This is a genomic window from Terriglobales bacterium, from assembly GCA_035624455.1.
GTDB lineage: Bacteria > Acidobacteriota > Terriglobia > Terriglobales > Acidobacteriaceae > DASPRM01.
The window spans coordinates 22028-39927 of the sequence record DASPRM010000099.1 but is presented as its reverse complement, the minus strand read 5'-3'; the positions used below and the strand labels follow the sequence as shown (position 1 = coordinate 39927).

Sequence of the window (17900 nt, the reverse complement as noted above, 5' to 3'; positions counted from 1 at the left end):
GCGACTCAGAAGGATACGAGAGAAATTGGGCTTAGGAAGGGCTTGACAAGAAATTGAGAGGCCGATCTGGGGGGCGCAAGTCCTGGAACGTGGGGCAGCCGCGGCGGGGTTGGCGGCCGGAAAACGGCCAAGCAGAAAATACCTTAAGATCCTGTCGCGCTGGAAAAAGCCCCACTCAAGCCAAAAGAGGGCTTGAGTCGGCCACCCCCAAAGAGCGGGCTAGAGTGGGGCACTCTTAAGATTCGGACTAATCCTGGTCGCGGCGCTTCAGGGTTGGACGATCGTCGTCGCTGGTGTCGGGTTTGGGCTGTCCGGTCTGATTGTCGCTGCTGTTGGAGCTGCGCCGCAGCGTGGGCGCGGTGGCGTCCTTGTTTTCGATGAGCTTGTGACGGTTCTCGAGCTTGGCCAGGCGGCCCTTCACATCGTCAAACTCAGAGGTGTCGACGATGTAAGTGTCGCGCGCCGGCAGGATCCTCTGAATCTCTGCCTGGCTCTTGTCAATGCGGTCCGGCGTGGGCGGATGGGTGGAGAACGCCTTGGCCAGCGTTCCAGGTTTCTTCTTCTCCTTGGCCTCGATCTTCTCGAAGAAGGAGATGAAGGCCTGGGGATCGTATCCCGTCTTGTACATGTATTGCAGGCCGAGGTAGTCGGCTTCGGCTTCGAATCCGCGGGAGAAGGTGAGGAAGGTCATGGGCATGGCGAGCCCGACCGCGGTGCGCACCGCGTATCCGATGCCGCCGCCCACGAAGATCAGGGGAATGGAAGCCAGGTTGGCGATCTGCCCGCGTGTCATCTGGCGGGTGGCGTGACGGGCGGCTACGTGCGCGATCTCGTGCGCCATCACCCCGGCCAGTTCGGCTTCGTCGTCGGCGGCCAGAATCAATCCTGAATTGACGTAGAAGAATCCGCCGGGGAGCGCGAAAGCGTTGACCTCATCGGAATCGATGACCTTGATGGTGAAGGGAACCTTGGCGTCGGAATTGCGCACCAGGTTCTGCCCGACGCGGTTCACGTACTCGGTGACCACCGGGTCCTGCACCAGCTTGGCAGAGCCTTCGATCTCCTGGGCGTATTGTTTGCCCATCTGGATTTCATGCTCCAGCGAGTACCAGTCACCCATGCTCTTGCCCCCGCCGACCTTGCGGTTGCCGATGGCATCAATGTCGTCTTTGCTGCCGTCGTGCTTGCCCTGGGGGTGGGGATTTTGCGAGGCCGTGTCCTGGGGCGTGGCGGGTGGCGGGGCGTCCTGAGCCAGCGCAAAGGGGACAAAGCAAAACCACAAAACCGCCGCCAGGAAATATGCGCGCCACTTCATAGGACCCTCCCTCGAGGTGCCGATTCGCGGTCGATTGGTGGGCTCATTATATGCCCAAACGAAGGCGACATTCCGAGGGGATTATTTGCTTCGGACGGTTCGGAGGGATCGGGTTCAAAGATGGGATTGCGAGCAGGGCGAGGTTGGGCAGGGAAATAAGGCATCTCATTCGCAAAAAAGGTCGTTAGAACCTGCGAGGATTGCCGGATCCAGGGTGTAATCCTGAGCGAGACGCGCGGGCTTCCCAGCAACCACCTGAGCTGGGCACGCCTGTTGGGTCAATGAATGCTAACGCCTGGTTTCGCCAACTAATGGAAGGATTAACCTCCGGTTCGGCTCCTCAGCGAAGAACATAAGGAGTCAGGAACATCTGGTGGCGATTTCCGAGATTGGAGACTGAGCGTTTTCTACCTCATTCCAAGTGGCACAGTTTCCTGTTTTCTGAATACGGCATTTCCCGGATTGAACAATGACCAAGCGGTTGTCAGTATTTCGGCCTACGCGCGGAAGAAGGTAGAACCTGTCTCATAAACTATAGTGGCGGAAGGGCATTCACCTTCAAAGGAGTCAAGGAGATGCAAACCGAAGAAACACTGTCGAAAGTTTGGGATCAGCACGTAGGTGCGGAGTTCGCGGCTCATAACGCGGATCAGGCAGTCGCTACAATGACGGCGCAAGCATACGTCAACGAGATTCCGCTGATGATCGGCGGCAGAGGGAAAAACGAAGTGCGAGACTTCTACGCGAACCATTTCGTGTCACAAATACCATCGGACACGGAAATCGTTCCTGTCTCACGGACTATCGGCCAGGGTCGGGTTGTTGACGAGCTCATTGTGCGCTTCACTCATTCGATCCGCTTAGACTGGATTCTGCCTGGCATCCCGCCGACTGGAAAAAAAGTGGAGGTCCCGGTGGTGGCTATCATACAGTTCGAAGGCGACAAAATCTCGCACGAGCACCTGTACTGGGATCAAGCTTCAGTTCTTGTCCAGATCGGCCTTCTTGACCGAACGCTTCCGGTTCGCGGCGGCGAAATCGCGGCGCAACTGTTGAACTCTACCCAGCCAATGAACGAGCTCATCCATGCCGCAGCACAGCACCGGGATGCTACCTGACCAAGGGTTATGAAGCCCCGGCTCGTATCGGTGAGAGTTGTCGAAAATCTCTAACACTCGTGACACGGCGGGTATAAAAGGCCACCGCTTGAGATTTTTCGTGGAAGATCGGAGGAGAGTGGTTCCAATTGCTGGAGGGAGCGAAAGCGTCAACAAACGCCAGTCGCTCTACAGCGGGTACACTCAACTGGCGTAACATCACGATTACGCTCATTGACCCTTAATTGGTGTAAACGTCTGGTTTGCGTTGTTCCCTTTTCGGCACCGATCTCACATGTTTCGGCGACCGGAGTCACTGACATTCATCGAGAACGGCGTATGTTTTCTTTTGACGTTTGCCCCGCGCGGGTTGCGCGGAGCGCTCCCGCCGTAGGGTTCTCGCCTCGGCCCTTCTATTTCAAGACAGGAGCGAAGTAATATGTTTGCCCGTGTACTGAATTTTGAAATCAAGCCGGAGAAGAAGGAAGACTTCGTGAAACTGATGAAGGATGAGATCCTGCCGATCCTGCGGAAGCAACCCGGCTTCCTGGAGGTTCTGCCCTTCTTCCCAGAGAAACTGAGAGACGAGAAGGTACTCCACGTCAGTCTGTGGATGGACAAGGCTGATGCCGAGCGCTATGAGAGAGAGCAATTTCCGAAGATTCACGAGATGCTGAAGCCGCATCTGGCGACTGCAATCAACGTGAGGCCCTATCACCTGGAGACGAAACTCTGCGAGCATTTTGTAGAAACGATCGCCGCCTGAACTAGGCTGAAATCAAGAAGACTTCCGGGCCCTGGAGAACGCGCTCCGGGGCCCTTTCCCTGTAGGCAAGAAGCCAGTCTGATGTCCCAACCGCTCTCACCAGACCACACCCATGACTGTTGATATTTCTAATTGCCTTCTTTCCGGGTCAATGAGTGATAACGCCTGTGGCTGTTGAAAAAGTCCCTTGGACCCTAATTCGCGTCAAACTAGATGACCGGAAATGTATCCACAATCGGAGAAAATCGTTTATAAGGCATCCTGACGCGATGTGATTTTTGGTGACCGGGGCGGAAAAGAGTTTTTCAACAGCCACGCCTGTTAACGACAAGCAATGGGCTGGTCAGGCGAGTTTATCTGCGTGGCGGACTAGCACCACAAAAAAAACTGCCGAGCACTCGCTCGGCAGACTTTTTCGTTATTATCTCGCACTTTTGGGCAGCAAATCGCGGACGCTTACTTCATCCGGCGACGGATCATGCCAGCCAATCCGGCCAGTCCAGTGCCGAGCAGCACCATCGATGCTGGTTCTGGCACAGTTGAGGTGGCCTGCAAGACGCCGGGGAGGCCGTTGACCTCTGCATACCACAGATCATAGGTACCCGGCCCAATGGTGACTGAAGAGGTCTCGGCGGTGGTGGGCTGCGCCGCCGACGTGGGCAGCAGATCGCCGGGACAGCTGGCGATGGTGCAGGTGCTCGTTTCGGTTCCCGCGAGGAACAGGCTGATGCCATCATCGTGGATGGCCGAGAAGGTTTCTGCTGTAGTTTCCGTAAAAGTGAACCGAAAAACTGTCGCCTGCGCGAAACCTCCCAAGCTCAGGGGATTAGTCAGGCACGCAGCCGAAGTACAAGTCGCCGGAGTTGGCGCTGCGGGTGAATCAGAGGCAAAGAAGCCTGGGATCGTATTGAGGGCCGTGTCATTGTAGTTGATCGGAAACACGAACGGGGTGCTGCCCGCAACCAGTGGAAGCGGGCCTCCGAATAATCCTACTGCCGTTGGCAACCCCTGCTGGCTGATCGAAGAGGAAGTCGCGCCGGGCGTCGCGGCATTCCAGATCGTTACGGTAGCAGAGGTTATCACGTCAGCCTTCGCCGTGCATATCGTCCCGACCAGACCAAGAACCGTGGATGCGAGAAGCAAACGTTTCATTAATTTCAACTTCATATGTTCTCTCCTTCGGACCATTAAAAGACGTGAAAGTTACAGTGGCGTGAAATTTTGTCCACGGTAGGTTTGCGAATGGCCGCTTTACCTTGCATTGGCCGTGAACAGGCTCAATGGTGCGAGATGTTTCCCTCATGTGGAATGGAACTTCCCGCACAGCGGGTCCACAGGTTGCTCAATTTACGAATTGGGGGCAAAGTTCAACGTGCATTTCCCTTAAGTCGATAAACCCCTGCTGGCGCGAGCGTGCCTTTTCGCACAGCGCGCTTTCAAAAGTAAACCAGCCTAAGCCCTGAATGCCGCACTGGTAAATACAGTCTTTACGGTACTCAACAATTAGCGGGGCGCTCCGGCCCTTGACGAGTTTTCTGAATCATGTGGCTATCTGGGAATGGCCCTACTGCTCATCTAGACTGTTGCCTTGAAGGATGTCAATGAAGCTGGTTGTGATACTGGCAGTCTTGGCCTGGATGTTTGCGAACTTCCAGAAACAGAGGCTCCGGCAACATTGGAGTTTCAGCGCGGAACTGACGGAAACGTATACCTCGACGGACGTCAGGTTAGCATTACTTTGCTGAACTGATCTTCCGCTTAGGACATCGACCTTCTGTCCCCGCTCTCTCTGCGCCCCATCGAATCCGTTCTGCCAGCATTTAGAGATTCACCCGACCTGAGCCCGCGAGGGATCTGCAGTTCCTCAAGCTGCCGTGGTTCACTCCAGGATGTGCTACAGGTCACTGAAGCGGGGACGATTCGGGTCGACGATTTTCCAGATGGTTGTGATCGATTCCTGGTAGTGCGCTGCCCCTGGCCGGCCACGGCGGGAAACCGCGACTGCAAGCTGCGAACCTCCCAGGGCAGAGAAGAGCTGGTCGTCGATGCATGCCAAGGGCCTGATAAGCCTCGCTGTAACCGTCTTGCTGTGCCTACCGAGCCTCGTTGGTGGAAGTGCTCTTCTCTTTAACCAGTGGCAGTACGGAAATATTGAGCAGTGGGAGCAGACCTCATCGGCGCTGGTGGCACTAGGGGTGCTTTTCGGCGGGCCACTGGTCGCAGTAGCAGCCCTCGTCGGCGGCACGACTGCGATCCGCAGTAACGTGCGCGTAGAGTTCAAGTTCGTGCAGTTGGTGACGGTCGGCCTGGCTGCGATTGCCGCCTTCACCTTATTGTTGCGTTTCGGAAGATAAGAATTTCAGGTTGTCAGCCAGCGTCGTTAGCCTCTGCGATTTCCTAATGGGAAGACAAAATCCGGTTTGTCGATGAGCGCATGTGCGAGATTCTCATGCCACTCATCTTGTGCACGACAATCATCGCCACACAGGCAAACATGGTACTGAGAAAACCAACGCGAAGACTGTGAAACTTGTCGGAAAGGTAGCCAACCAGCCACGGAAGAGCCGCTCCCCCCAGTCCGGCGACGCCCAAAACAATGCTTCCGGCGCCCCCGGTGCCGTACCATTCGGTGAAAATGGCAACTGCCGTCGGAAACAGCGCTGATAGTCCGAGTCCTGCGACAACCACGCCCAGAAACAGGCTCGCCGCGGGGCCTGGCAGCATGAACACTGCGATGCCAACCAGCATCGTCGTTATCCCATAATCGATCAGCCGGCCGCCCGTAATCCGGCGCAGGATCAATGGAGCGGTCAAGCGCCCGGCGAGAATTGCGCTCCAGAAGCTGGCTTGCAAAATCGCCGTTTGGGAATCTGAGGTGTGGTGGGTGCGCAGGGAGAATGTGGGGATCCAACCCGAGAGCGCAGTTTCAATACCGACATAAATAAAGAGAAGCAAGGTCGTAAGGAACAACAAAAAGGTTGTTTCGCCGGTGTGAGAAGTGGTCAGGATTTTGCTCCGCGGCGTCGCCGAAGGATGGGCAGTCAGAGCCGAAGCGATCCCGGCGGCAGCGGATGCGAATGCCAAGAGCAAGAGCAGGCCTGTGAGCCCGATCGGCTTCAGCAGAAGTCCAATCATCAGCGGTGCGGATACGGCGCCAACCCCCCAGAAAAAATTCAGCAGATTGAGCGCCGCGGCCCGGCCCTCGGGAATGAGTTGGGCGACAAAAAGATTGGTGGAGGGCAAGGCAAATCCCAGTCCCACGCCATAGCAGCAAACTGCCCCGACGCCCACGATCCATTGGGAACTGCTCAACAAGGCCACGCCCGCGGCCATGACGAACATCCCGATGATCATCGTCCAGCCCGGACCAATCAGCGAGATCAACTTGCTGCCCACTACCGAGCTGGATGCCGAAGATAAAAATTGCGCGGTGAACAGGTGCCCAGCTTGGCGGTCACTCAACGACCAACGTGCGGAAAGCAGCGGCAGGATCGGCCCCAGCATCGTGGTTACGACACCGGTGAGTGCGAAAGCAAAGTGGACTGCCAGGAGACGCAGCTTCAAACCAATTTCCCTGCGGCAGAGGTGTTGGGAGGTTTGGCGTGCGGGAGCGGCTGTGCAGAAGCCGTGGATTCTCGCACTATCAATTCAGGATCGAGCTTCAGACAGGCCGGAGCTGCGGTGGCGGAGCCATCGTGAATGCGCCGCACCAGGGTTTCCGCGGCCAGCATGCCCATGCGCACCAGCGGCTGGCGAATGGTGGTCAAGGCAGGGATGTGGTAAGCCGCCTGGTAAATATCGTCGAAGCCGACGACGGAAATGTCCTGGGGAACCTGCATGCCGGTTTCCCGAAACGCGCGTATCGCGCCGATCGCGGAAATATCGTTGAAGGAAAAAAGCGCAGTAAAGGGAAGTCCGGACTGAAGAAGTCTCCGAGCCGCGACGTAGCCAACTTCCGGCGAAGGAGAGTCGCCTTCCATCTGCGAGACCAGAGCCGGCGAGATAGTCACGCCCAGCTTGCTCGCGCTTTTGCGAATCGCATCCCAGCGGACCTTAGTATCGGAGCTGAACACCTGGCCTTTGAGAAACGCGATCGACTTGTGTCCGAGCTTCAGCAAGTGACAGAGCGCCAGTTCCGCCGCCAGATCGTGATTAAGAATAATGTTGGTGACACCGGGAACTTTCTTGTGTCCGGAAACCGAGATCACCGGTATCGGCAGCTTCTGCGCGTAAGGCGTGTCCACCGCAATCAAGCCCTCAACGCAGCGCTCATAGAGCAACCGTGGATGTTCGTCGATGAGTTTCTGCCGGTGGCGATGGCTGGTGACGAGATAAATGTATCCGGCTTGCAGAAGATAATCTTCGATTCCCCCGAGGACGAGGGCAGCGTAGCCATCGCTTAGCTCCGGAACCAGCACGCCGACAGAGAATGTGCGCTGCGAACGCAGAGATCGGGCGACAAAGTTAGGACGATAGTTCCATCCGCGGGCCGCAGCAAAAATTCGCTCCTTGGTCTCCTGCGGAATCGATCCCGCGCCGGCGGAGTTGTTCAGCACCAGGGAGAGAGTCGTGGGCGAAAGATTGAGTTTGCGCGCAAGCTCCTTCAAGCTGACCGGCTGCTGGGAAGAGCGCGCCCGCGGCGTCAGCGCCGCCCGTTTCTTCCTGATTTGGCGAGGCACGCGGGGGAGTTTCGCACAATCAATTTGCGCTCGCAAGCGGAGGAGGCCGCACCGTCCACGATGGCATAATGTTCTGGTGACATCGATTGCGCAGATAACCGCGCAAGAGCACCTGCGCCGCATCCGGAAAATTCAGACCATCACCATCGCGTGGATGCTGGTTGAGGCTGCGGTGTCGCTGTTTGCCTCCTGGCGGGCGCACAGCCCGGCACTGCTGGCCTTCGGGGGAGACAGCGCTATCGAATTGCTCTCCGCGATGGTTGTGCTGTGGAGATTTCGCGCCGGAACCATACATGAGCACGCGGAAAGGCGTGCAGCGCGGATTGCCGGAGGCTTGTTATTGGCGCTTGCGGTCTATGTCGTCGCGGCGGCGCTCGCGACACTGCTGGGGTACGGTGAACCTAAGCCGAGCCTGCTGGGGATCGCAATTGTGACGGTGGCGGCGATGATGATGCCGTGGCTCGCGCGCGAGAAGCGCCGCCTGTCCGCGGCCACGGGAAGCGCGGCGCTGAGGGCGGATGCGGCGCAGTCAGGCGTGTGCGCCTATCTTGCCGTGATTGCCCTGATCGGATTGACGGTCAATGCCATCTGGCAGGTGCGCTGGGCGGATCCGGTGGCTGCGTTGGCGATCGTTCCGCTCATCGTGTGGGAAGCGCGTCAGGCGCTGCGAGGCCAACCATGCAGCTGCTGAGAACGGATTGGCCTTCACGAAAGTGCCGCTACGACTTCTATTAGCAGGTTAGTGATGCAATCAGACTGCTGCCGCGTTCTCGCGTTGAGTTTCCTGCTGTTGACTGCGCTGGCCTCTGCCCAGCCGGGCTCCGGAAACGTTTCTGGATCGGATCACGATACAAATCAAAACGATACAAATCAAAACCGAGCGCAAGACCAGCAGGCGCAGGAGTTTTCGGAACAGGTTGTCCGCGTGCCGCTGGACGATCTGCGCAACGGACTTGAGGGTCACAGTCTGAAAATAACTCTCCAGGCCTTCGACGGCGACAAGATGGACAACTATCCTAAGTTCACCCGCGACATGCAGGCCTTTTTCGATACTTACGAAGCATTCCGCGTGCATTTCAAGGTCCTGCAGAGTTCAGGACAGGGACCGCGCGGCGCGGTCTTGCTGAATTTTGACCTGGAAAAAACGCCGGTGGGCGGCGGCCCGGTAGTGCGCAAGAGCGCGCAGGTACGCTTCGAGTTGGAATATGGCCGACAGGGGTGGCGCATCGTCCGCTTCCAGCCCAGAGAATTTCTTTCATAAGCGATGAAACGTGAGTATCCCGACAGGCCCGTAGTGGCAGTGGGGGCGGTGATGATTCACGATGGCCGGGCGCTGATCGTGGAGCGCGCAGCCCCACCTCGCAAAGGCGAATGGACAGTTCCGGGCGGAGTGCTGGAATTGGGTGAGACGCTGCGCCAGGGCGCCGAACGCGAAGTGCTGGAAGAAACCGGGCTGGTGGTCGAGGCGGGAGAGGTGCTGGAAGTGGTGGACAGTATCTATCCCGACTCCCGGGGCGGCACCGAGTATCACTACGTGCTGATTGATTTTCTCTGCCGGGTGATTTCCGGGGAGGCCGAAGCGCGAAGCGACGTGAGCCGGGTGCGCTGGATCCGGCCGGAGGAACTGGGAACCATGCCGCTGATCGGCAAGACCGAGCAGGTGATCGCGAAGGGATTCGCGCGCAGCAGCCCGTCGGGATTCGTGGTCCGCAGAGCCAGAGAGCGCGATGCCGATGAAATTCTGGCGTGTCTGGGAGCGGCGTTCGAGCCCTATCGCGAGTTCTACAGCCGCGAGGCGTTCGAGGACACGACGCTCACGCGCGAGACGGTTTATTCGCGGCTTTCCGATATGTCGGTCTTCGTGGCGCAGGATGCAAGCGGCGAAGTGATCGGCACCATCGGGTGCAAAATGGTCGATTGCGAAGAAGGCCATTTGCGCGGGATGGCGGTGCGCTCTGGCTGGCAAGGGCGAGGTGTGGCAGAGCAGCTGTTGCGCGTGGCAGAGTCGGAGTTGCGGGCTCGCGGCTGCCAGCGCCTGACCCTGGACACGACCGCGCCGCTCAAGCGAGCGATGCGCTTCTACGAGAGAAATGGCTACCGTCCTTCGGGGAAGGTCGGCGATTACCACGGCATGCCGCTGTTTGAATATGTGAAGGCGCTGCGTGGCAGAAGCGACTGAGCGCTCCGCTCCTTTCCCCCGGCAAAGTTCGTCTTGTCATCCTGAGCGAGGACGCGGTACAGCGACCCGCGTCCGAATCGAAGGACCTCGCGTTTCTCTCGAAGTTGAGATCCCTTCGACTCCCGCCTTCTTCCTTCTGCCCGGCCTGCACTCAAATGACAAAGGTCTTCGCGGGTCAAAAAGGGCACGACCCGCCGCTCGGAGCGCTCGGCCCTGTTTTGTCCGGTGGGCATTTATTTCTCAACAAAATGATAGAAACTCACGTACTCAAGTTTGCCATCCGAAGTAAACCTGGCATCAACCGAATCCACCAGCTCACATGGGGAATTGGCGGTGGATTTCGCCTCTGACTTTCTTGATTCTGGCAACCTGGATCCGCATTTGTGAGAGGTGTAGTAAGACAGTCTCTTCGCGCTCGAGTGGGATGGGGCGCCCAGAGCGCGAATTACTTCTGCGACGGTCGACCCGAGTCTGAGCTTCCTCAGGAATTCTACATTCCGTGAAACCTGCCTATTCGATTCACAGTTCTCGACATCTAAAGGATAGGCTCGCGCGTTGGAGACTGAAATTCGGGTCACATCAACCCAGCCACCTAAAGCGCCAAAATAGAAAGCAATGATGGTATCGTCATGTTTGGATTGGGAGCGATAGCAGGCCACGTCCTCCGCCTCGTCGCCGTGGCCGACTTCAGAAATTGATGCCTTACCAAGTCTTGCTTCCACTTCAGCCTTAGAGGTTAAGCCAATCGTTACACCCAAAACGGTCAAGTCTTCTCTAGTTAACTTCAGCGTTAGTGTGTCTGGCCTGTAGCACAACGAGGAAGAACCAGGAAAAGTACAAGGGCAAATTGGAGAGGACGTATCAATCTTCAAGCGTCTCTGGTTACGATTCTAACGATCTCAGTTCGGGGACCCGCAAATAGGCCAAAAAGGGCACGACCCGCAGCTCGGAGCAGGAACTGCGGGTCGCCGGTAGCTTGTGGAAATTGGCCTGAGGCGGTCACTCTGGCTGTGACCAGTCCCACGGCCTTCGGTTAGCGGCGCCTGTCCAGCCGCAACCACTGACTGATCCGAAGGTGTGGCAAAAGGGTTAGAGCGACCGGCTCTAAGCCTCAAGCACCTCACTGTGGCTATATCTATGACAATCAGAACTCATTGGATTCTGGATCACCTCCTTTCTCAGTGTAGGCACAATTTACCGCATCACTGGCGGCTGTCAATGGGATTTTCACCTTAGAGAAGTTACCGTAGAGATGCAGGCGAGGACCGGATCGGGCGAAGGCAGAAGCAAGAAGATCGGGTGAAGTCTGAAGTAAAACCCCAGTCAAGAGCCTTGCCTATACTTCAAACTTTGCAGATCATCCGATCTTACTTCTTACTTCTGACTTCCTACTTCTGCCTTTACCCGATCGCACTTCACACTTCGTCGGGACCTTTCCACTGGAATGCCCCCCGCTGAGGGAGCCCGATGTGCTGCAGAACACGGAAGGCGAACTGGCGCGCGATTTCCTCGACTGAATCGGGGCGATTGTAAAGGGCGGGGATCAGGGGAAAGATGGTCGCGCCTGCGTCGGCAGCGCGATACATGTTGCGGATGTGAATCTTGTTGAGCGGCGTCTCGCGAACACAGAGGAGCACCGGCCGTGCTTCCTTCAGGCAGACGTCGGCGGCGCGCTCGATGAGATGCGCGGCGATACCGTTGGCGATTCGCGCCAGCGTGCCCACGGAGCAGGGAAGTATGATCATCGCATCCGTGGGGTAGGAGCCGCTGGCAACGTTGGCGCCGATGTCGTCGTTATTTTGCAGTTCAATTTTGGAGCTGGCTTTGCCGAGTAACTGCTTGATCAGATTGCTGCGGCCGCTGATCCGGAGCTCTTCGGCCATAACGCGCAGGGCGCTGTCAGAGGCGACAAAGTTGACGTGGCCAATGCGGGCGTCCTGCTCGAGTGCGATCAACAGCTGCTTCAGGAAAATGGCGCCACTGGCGCCGGTGGTGGCCACGGTAAGATTGCGGGCGTCGGAGGTCATGAGAATTAAGCGGGTCGAGAATAGGGAGGAGTAGGGGAGGAGTCAAGCAGCGCGTGTGAGAAGTGCGATCTGCGATCGGGTGAAGAGTGATCGGGTGAAGTGTGAATTGCGATCTGCGGTGTAAGATCGACGATCTGAGTGCAAGGCGGGTGGTGTTCGTTCTCGTGGTGTGAGACATGAGCGGGCAGGAACCGCAAGGTCTTTCGACTCGGGCCTCGTCGGTATACTCGGCCCTTGCTCGGATGACATTCAGAAACATACCTAAGCATCATGAAGCCAGAAGAGCTCAAGCGATTGCTGCAACAGGTTCGACGGGGAGCGGTGTCGCCGGATGAAGCTGTGCAGAGAATGCGGCACATGCCTTTCGAGGACCTGGGTTTCGCCAAGGTGGACCACCACCGCGTGCTGCGGGCCGGCATGCCGGAGGTGGTGTTCGGGCAGGGCAAAACGCCGCAGCAGGTTGCCGGGATTTTCCATCGCCTGGCCGAGCGCCGCACCAATGTGCTGGCCACGCGGGCGACAGAACAGCAATACGAAGCCGTAAAAGCGGTGTCGGCCAAGGCGGAATATCACCCGCTGGCGCGGGGAATTGTGCTGCGCCAGGACCGGAAAAAATACGGCAAGGGCAAAATCGCGGTGATCTCCGCAGGGACCAGTGACATTCCGGTGGCGGAAGAAGCGGTGCTGACGGCTGACGTGATGGGCAACGACGTGGAACACGTCTATGACGTGGGCGTGGCGGGCATCCACCGGTTGCTCGCGAGCCGCAAGGTGCTGGCAGCCTCGCGCGTGGTGATCGTAGTCGCGGGGATGGAGGGCGCGTTGCCCAGCGTGGTCGGAGGCCTGGTGGGCGTGCCGGTAATCGCCGTGCCGACCAGCGTGGGTTACGGAGCATCGTTCCAGGGTCTGGCAGCGCTGCTGGGAATGCTGAACTCGTGCGCTTCGAACGTGAGCGTGGTGAATATCGACAACGGCTTTGGGGCGGGCTACGTGGCCTCGGTGATCAACCGCGGGTGAAGGCAGGAAACTGCAGCCACGGATTGCAGGGATTTGCACGGATCAGTTTTGTCAAATTCAGGATCTGTACGCGAATTAGCCGCTTTGTCAGGCTCTCAGGCCGCCCCAAGGTGCAGCCCTGCAACCAAAAATGAGATCCTTCGATTTTTGTCTTCTGTGTCTATGTGAATCCGCGTAATCCGTGGGCTATTCCAGTTTGACATATCGCTGTTATAACGACTATCGTTATTCCTGTGACTCCCCACTTACAGGGCGAGATCAAGCAGCGCAAACCGTTCGTCAGCCTGGAAGCGGAGGTCTATCTGAACCTGCAGCGCACGGCCGACGCACTGGCGCGCAAGGAGGCAGCCGTACTGAAACCCTTCGGCTTGTCGGCGACGCAGTACAACGTGCTGCGCATCTTGCGGGGCGCGGGCAAGGCGGGGCTTCCTTGCGGGGAGATTGGCGAGCGCATGATAACGCGCGATCCTGATATCACGCGCTTGCTCGACCGAATGGAGAAGCGTGGCCTGCTGCAGCGGGCGCGTGACAGCAAAGACCGGCGCGTGGTGATAGCCCGCATCCTGCGCCGGGGACTGGACTTGCTGGACGAATTGGACGCTCCCCTGGTGGGTCTGCAGAAGACATTGCTAAAGGGACTCAAGGCGGAGGAGCTGCGGACATTGTCGGAGCTGCTGGAGCGGGCGCGAGGAGCGTGAAGATGGAAACGTCGGCCAAGAGCAACTCGATCTGCGGAAAACCCCGCCTATGCCGCGCTTGAAGGGGGGGCACCCTCAAGGGCCTGGTGTGATCGGGGAAATTGCGAATCAGGTGGGCCACAGTTGGAGCGGGGTGGGGCGGGCCCCGGTCATAATTTTTTGCGACGATAGTTGTTGTCACGACATTTATTAGCGACAGGAGGCAGCTTATGACGAACTGGCGGGCGCAGGATTGGGGGCTACTGGTGCTGCGGGTGGTGGTGGGAATTGTGGCTCTGATCCATGGGGGGCAGAAGCTGTTCGTGTTCGGGCTGGGTGGGACGGTGGCGTTCTTCGGCAAGCTGGGTTTGCCGGCCTTTGCGGCGTATTTTGCGGCTTTCGCGGAGTTCCTGGGCGGAGCCTCGCTGTTGCTGGGAGTGCTGACGCGCGTGGGAGCGGCGTTGCTGGTGATCGATATGCTGGGCGCGATATTCACCGTGCACCTGAAGAATGGCTTTTTCAATCCGCTCGGGTTCGAATACCCGTTGACCTTGCTGGCGGCGAATCTTTGCTTGTTGATTGCAGGCGCGGGAGCGCTCTCGGTGGATGCAGCGATCTGGAAGCTGAAGAAACTGTAGTCAGGAAAATTGTAAACGGAAAACTAAGTGAAGAAACCCGCCCAGCCTGAGCTGAACGGGTTCCGAGGGATAGGATTTCAACCAATTACTCAGTCGAGATCTTCCAACCCTTGTCGGTCTTCACCAGGTTCAGGGCTTCCTGGGTAGGTGTGGCGTGGTAGTAGTCGGCGCCATATTTTTGAATAAGAGTGCCGCGGTCCCAGGTGTTGAAGGTCTTGATGGCCGTGCTATTGAGATCGAAGACCTCACCCAGACGCGTGGGCTCCCACTTCCAGGAAAATTCCACCTTGGCGATGCTGGGGCTGACCATAGTTACCTTGGACAGCGAGACCAGCTTGCGCTGAGCCAGCGGGGCCACATACGTCTCGGTGCCATCGGTGTTCTTGAACTTTTTGAAGCCGGGTAGCTCCGAGAACTCCCTCTGGCCAGCCGGGGTGACCACCACATAGGTGCCGCCGCCGACAGTCGGTTTCAGCGTGACGATGCCGGCTTTTTCCAGCAGCTTGTAATGCGGATCACGCGGCTTCTCGTCCACGCTGGGCATGACGTTGCCGGCATGAAAATGCACGATGGCCGGACCCTTGGAGTCCAGGTATTCGTTGACCACAGCGGTGGCTTCCTGGGAAGACAAGCCGATCCGGCTCTGATAGAAGAAGTAGCCGATGCTACCGACGATCACGAACAGCAGCGCGAGAACCAGGAGCAGCGGTCCAATGGAGGAAGACTTTTTTTCAAGTTCGACTTCTGCTTCAAACACGGCACCCTCCTCTGAGAGTAAGCCTCGATCTCTAGGAAAATCATAGGGCGGAAAAAAACGCTCGTCGCGGTCGGCTGTCACAGAGGGATGTGATCAGGAATCAGCCGTCAGCGGTTGGCAGCTGGCAATAGGGCCTGAGTACGCAAGTGGCTGGAAACGCAAGATCCCACCCTCCGCAAAGGAGTGTGGAGGGGTGGGCCCACCCGAATGAAAAACCTCAGGAGCGTCGTGACAACGGAGAACTTTGATTGGGGAAGCCGACTCTCTGTGAGCAAACCACCCCGCCCAAGCTGCGCTTGAACGGGGCACCCTCAGGATTATAGGGAGGAATCAGCGGCCGACCTTTTCGGTCTTTCCGGCTTTGAGGCTGACGCTCCTTGCTGCAGAGCTGGCGCCCAATACGCGATCGAAAATCTTGTCCACGTTGCGCAACTGGCGGTCGAGGTCGAAGGCGCGCTCGAGTTCCCGGCGGGGAATGCGAGAAGTGATTTCCGGGTCAGCCAGGATCATCTCGCGAAAATTGCCGCCGTCATTCCAGGCTCGCATGGCGTGGCCTTGCACGATGCGATAGGCATCTTCCCGGCTTACTCCCTGCTCCACCAGATCGAGCAGCAATTGTCCGCTGAAGACCAGACCGCCGGTGCTGTTCAGGTTGGCCAGCATGCGCTCGGGATAGACGATCAGCGTCTCGATCAGGTTGCTGCTTTTTGCGAGCAGGTAGTCCAGCAGGATGGTGGAATCGGGAAGAATGATGCGTTCCACTGAAGAGTGCGAAATGTCGCGCTCGTGCCACAAGGCGACATTTTCGAAAGCCGCCTGGGCGTTGCCGCGCACCACCCGCGACAGGCCGCTGATCTGCTCGGCGGTGACAGGATTGCGCTTGTGCGGCATCGCCGACGAGCCTTTTTGTTTTTCGCTGAAATATTCTTCGGCTTCGCGCACTTCCGTTCGCTGCAGGTGGCGGATTTCCGTGGCCATGCGATCCAGGGTGCAGGCGATTACCGCGAGGGTCGCCAGATAGTTGGCGTGCCGATCGCGGGCGATCACCTGGGAGGTTATCGGAGCCGGCTTTAAGCCAAGCCGGTGGCAGATCTTCTCCTCGAGTTCGGGATCGAGATGAGCGCCGTTGCCAACTGCTCCAGAAAACTTACCAACACGCATTTCTTCAGCGGCACGATCGAAACGCTCGATGTCGCGCGAGACTTCGTCATAGAAATTTGCCAGTTTGAGGCCGAAAGTGATGGGCTCGGCGTGCACCCCGTGGGTGCGTCCGATCATTGGTGTGTGGCGAAATTCCAGCGCGCGCTGGCGGAGGACCTCGTGCAAGCGCACGAGGTCGCGGCTGAGGATGGCCGAAGCTTCGCGGATCTGGAGAGCCTGGGCGGTGTCGACGACATCATTCGACGTCAGGCCGAAGTGCAGCCAGCGGGCTTCGGGACCGATCTTCTCAGCGACAGCTGTGGTGAAGGCGATGACGTCGTGCTTCACCTCTGCTTCGAGGGCGTCGATGCGCTCCAGGTCGAAGCCGGCGTGCTGGCGGATTGCTTTGGCGGCAGCGTTGGGAACCAGACCAGCCTCGGCCAAGGTTTCCGTGGCGGCGAGCTCGACTTCCAGCCACTTGCGGAATTTGTGTTTGTCGCTCCAGATGCGCCCCATCTCGGGACGGGTATAGCGAGGGATCAAGTAGTATTCCTCCAGGGAATGCGGAGCCGGAGCAGCCGCCCAGTGCGCAACAAGGTATTGTAAATGCATGGAAAAACCCCGCCCAAGCTGGGCTTGAACGGGGCACCCTCAGGAGGATCGGGGCATCGGGTAAAGGGTAATCGTGTGATCTGAAATCGGGCGAAGTTCGAAGTTGAAGGGGCGAGGTTCGCTGGATGAAAAGCGCAAGATCCTTCGACTTTGCGCTCGCGACCCGCAGAAAGCGCGGGTCGAAAAAGCAAGCCGGGCGCGTCGCTCGGATGACGTTCGAGGGGAGGGTCGAGCTTGTGATTCCCACCCTCCGCCAAAAGAGCGCGGAAGAGTGGGCCACCGAGGGGACTGCTCGCGAAACAGATACGCTCTGTGTCGCAATACGACTGATTGCATTGACTTCAGGGGGCCGCGCAGGTACGCTGCCTAGCAGGCTGGACGGGAAATGCCGGGCGGGAGGAGGGGCAGCCCCGGAGTTTTTCACGACCAGCACCCAGGGTCTTCCGCGATTTCCCGCGCCAAGTAAGCCAATTTCAGTTTTGTATCGCCAGACGATACAATGAGAGTGGATCGATGGCATCCAGACGCGACGTCTCCCAGCCCGATTACCAGGCCATGGCGCAGTTCCGTTACCAGATTCGCCGCTTTCTTCGCTTCAGCGAACAGGTAGCGCGCTCGGCCGGGTTGAAGCCGCAGCAGTACCAACTGATGCTGGCGCTGAAGGGCCTGCCGCAGGGAACGCAAGGCAGCATTGGGGAGTTGGCCGAACGGCTGCAGATCCAGCATCACAGCACGGTCGAGTTAGTCGACCGCCTGGCGGCGCAGGGGCTGATCCGACGCCGCCGCGCGGGGGCTGACCGGCGGCAGGTGCTGCTGGACCTGACTCCCAAGGGAGAGAAGGTGCTGCGCGACCTTGCGATCCATCATCGGGACGAATTGCGGACGCTGGGGCCAACCCTGGTCAGTTCGCTGCGCCAGGTGCTGTCAACCAGTTCGCGCGCCGAAGGCCGCCACCGATCCAAGTCCTGACCTGCGACAACTCCCTTACGCCTGCTC

The 17900-nt window shown here is 58.3% G+C and carries 17 protein-coding genes; 10 read left to right on the top strand and 7 right to left on the bottom strand.

Annotated features, from left to right (window positions below; translation table 11 throughout):
• Nucleotides 1–247: 247 nt before the first annotated feature.
• Nucleotides 248–1315 carry a M48 family metallopeptidase gene (locus tag VEG30_10910; protein ID HXZ80431.1) on the bottom strand — a complete coding sequence of 356 codons (1068 nt, stop codon included), beginning with the start codon at nt 1313–1315 and terminating at the stop codon, nt 248–250.
• A 575-nt stretch (nt 1316–1890) separates the two neighbouring features.
• On the opposite strand from VEG30_10910, the gene VEG30_10905 reads away from it, so the two are divergent.
• Nucleotides 1891–2433 (top strand): nuclear transport factor 2 family protein, encoded by a 543-nt coding sequence (locus VEG30_10905; protein HXZ80430.1) that lies wholly within the window; start codon nt 1891–1893, stop codon nt 2431–2433.
• Between the two features lie 418 nt (nt 2434–2851).
• Entirely contained in the window at nt 2852–3178 is a 327-nt protein-coding gene (locus VEG30_10900; GenBank protein ID HXZ80429.1) for an antibiotic biosynthesis monooxygenase, read from the top strand.
• Between the two features lie 456 nt (nt 3179–3634).
• Here VEG30_10900 and VEG30_10895 read toward each other — a convergent pair whose 3' ends face one another.
• On the bottom strand, nt 3635–4345 hold the full coding sequence (locus tag VEG30_10895) for a PEP-CTERM sorting domain-containing protein (protein HXZ80428.1): 711 nt from the start codon (nt 4343–4345) through the stop codon (nt 3635–3637).
• An 878-nt stretch (nt 4346–5223) separates the two neighbouring features.
• Here VEG30_10895 and VEG30_10890 point away from each other — a divergent pair.
• Complete coding sequence (locus tag VEG30_10890; protein ID HXZ80427.1) at nt 5224–5532, top strand: hypothetical protein; 309 nt, start codon at nt 5224–5226, stop codon at nt 5530–5532.
• Between the two features lie 43 nt (nt 5533–5575).
• Here the strand turns inward: VEG30_10890 and VEG30_10885 are convergent, their stop codons facing one another.
• Both VEG30_10885 and VEG30_10880 read right to left on the bottom strand, forming a co-directional pair.
• Nucleotides 5576–6742: an MFS transporter gene (locus VEG30_10885; GenBank protein ID HXZ80426.1), complete on the bottom strand. Its 1167-nt coding sequence runs from the start codon at nt 6740–6742 to the stop codon at nt 5576–5578.
• Nucleotides 6739–7857 (bottom strand): LacI family DNA-binding transcriptional regulator, encoded by a 1119-nt coding sequence (locus VEG30_10880; GenBank protein HXZ80425.1) that lies wholly within the window; start codon nt 7855–7857, stop codon nt 6739–6741. The genes VEG30_10885 and VEG30_10880 overlap by 4 nt, the downstream gene beginning before the upstream one ends.
• Before the next feature lie 76 nt (nt 7858–7933).
• Here VEG30_10880 and VEG30_10875 point away from each other — a divergent pair, with 76 nt between their 5' ends.
• From VEG30_10875 to VEG30_10865, 3 genes are read left to right on the top strand one after another with little or no spacing between them, the layout of a single operon-like run.
• Nucleotides 7934–8548 carry a cation transporter gene (locus VEG30_10875; protein ID HXZ80424.1) on the top strand — a complete coding sequence of 205 codons (615 nt, stop codon included), beginning with the start codon at nt 7934–7936 and terminating at the stop codon, nt 8546–8548.
• Nucleotides 8549–8602: 54 nt separating this feature from the next.
• Nucleotides 8603–9118 (top strand): hypothetical protein, encoded by a 516-nt coding sequence (locus tag VEG30_10870; protein ID HXZ80423.1) that lies wholly within the window; start codon nt 8603–8605, stop codon nt 9116–9118.
• Nucleotides 9119–9121: 3 nt separating this feature from the next.
• The gene (locus VEG30_10865; protein ID HXZ80422.1) at nt 9122–10036 is read left to right on the top strand and encodes a GNAT family N-acetyltransferase; all 915 of its coding nucleotides are present in this window, start codon (nt 9122–9124) and stop codon (nt 10034–10036) included.
• 1415 nt (nt 10037–11451) lie between these two features.
• On the opposite strand, the gene VEG30_10860 is transcribed toward VEG30_10865, so the two are convergent.
• Nucleotides 11452–12063, bottom strand: a complete 612-nt coding sequence (locus VEG30_10860; protein ID HXZ80421.1) for a UbiX family flavin prenyltransferase — start codon at nt 12061–12063, stop codon at nt 11452–11454.
• Nucleotides 12064–12333: 270 nt separating this feature from the next.
• Between VEG30_10860 and larB the strand changes: the two genes are divergently transcribed.
• The 3 genes from larB to VEG30_10845 all read left to right on the top strand — a co-directional run bounded on the left by larB (nt 12334) and on the right by VEG30_10845 (nt 14395).
• Nucleotides 12334–13080, top strand: coding sequence for a nickel pincer cofactor biosynthesis protein LarB (gene larB, locus VEG30_10855; GenBank protein HXZ80420.1), 747 nt, complete (start codon nt 12334–12336; stop codon nt 13078–13080).
• A gap of 233 nt (nt 13081–13313) precedes the next feature.
• Complete coding sequence (locus VEG30_10850; protein ID HXZ80419.1) at nt 13314–13778, top strand: MarR family transcriptional regulator; 465 nt, start codon at nt 13314–13316, stop codon at nt 13776–13778.
• A 209-nt stretch (nt 13779–13987) separates the two neighbouring features.
• The gene (locus VEG30_10845) at nt 13988–14395 is read left to right on the top strand and encodes a DoxX family protein (GenBank protein ID HXZ80418.1); all 408 of its coding nucleotides are present in this window, start codon (nt 13988–13990) and stop codon (nt 14393–14395) included.
• An 85-nt stretch (nt 14396–14480) separates the two neighbouring features.
• Here the strand turns inward: VEG30_10845 and VEG30_10840 are convergent, their stop codons facing one another.
• Nucleotides 14481–15152: a hypothetical protein gene (locus tag VEG30_10840; GenBank protein HXZ80417.1), complete on the bottom strand. Its 672-nt coding sequence runs from the start codon at nt 15150–15152 to the stop codon at nt 14481–14483.
• Nucleotides 15153–15482: 330 nt separating this feature from the next.
• Entirely contained in the window at nt 15483–16835 is a 1353-nt protein-coding gene (gene purB / locus VEG30_10835; GenBank protein ID HXZ80416.1) for an adenylosuccinate lyase, read from the bottom strand.
• A 582-nt stretch (nt 16836–17417) separates the two neighbouring features.
• Between purB and VEG30_10830 the strand changes: the two genes are divergently transcribed.
• Nucleotides 17418–17873, top strand: coding sequence for a MarR family winged helix-turn-helix transcriptional regulator (locus tag VEG30_10830; protein HXZ80415.1), 456 nt, complete (start codon nt 17418–17420; stop codon nt 17871–17873).
• Nucleotides 17874–17900: the final 27 nt, after the last annotated feature.

Coding starts and splice junctions, on each gene's coding strand:
- VEG30_10845 (HXZ80418.1), top strand. CDS start 13,988: ATGACGAACTGGCGGGCGCAGGATTGGGGGCTACTGGTGCTGCGGGTG.
- VEG30_10830 (HXZ80415.1), top strand. CDS start 17,418: ATGGCATCCAGACGCGACGTCTCCCAGCCCGATTACCAGGCCATGGCG.
- VEG30_10890 (HXZ80427.1), top strand. CDS start 5,224: ATGCATGCCAAGGGCCTGATAAGCCTCGCTGTAACCGTCTTGCTGTGC.
- VEG30_10900 (HXZ80429.1), top strand. CDS start 2,852: ATGTTTGCCCGTGTACTGAATTTTGAAATCAAGCCGGAGAAGAAGGAA.
- larB (HXZ80420.1), top strand. CDS start 12,334: ATGAAGCCAGAAGAGCTCAAGCGATTGCTGCAACAGGTTCGACGGGGA.
- VEG30_10870 (HXZ80423.1), top strand. CDS start 8,603: ATGCAATCAGACTGCTGCCGCGTTCTCGCGTTGAGTTTCCTGCTGTTG.
- VEG30_10860 (HXZ80421.1), bottom strand. CDS start 12,063: ATGACCTCCGACGCCCGCAATCTTACCGTGGCCACCACCGGCGCCAGT.
- VEG30_10910 (HXZ80431.1), bottom strand. CDS start 1,315: ATGAAGTGGCGCGCATATTTCCTGGCGGCGGTTTTGTGGTTTTGCTTT.
- VEG30_10865 (HXZ80422.1), top strand. CDS start 9,122: ATGAAACGTGAGTATCCCGACAGGCCCGTAGTGGCAGTGGGGGCGGTG.
- VEG30_10895 (HXZ80428.1), bottom strand. CDS start 4,345: ATGAAGTTGAAATTAATGAAACGTTTGCTTCTCGCATCCACGGTTCTT.
- VEG30_10905 (HXZ80430.1), top strand. CDS start 1,891: ATGCAAACCGAAGAAACACTGTCGAAAGTTTGGGATCAGCACGTAGGT.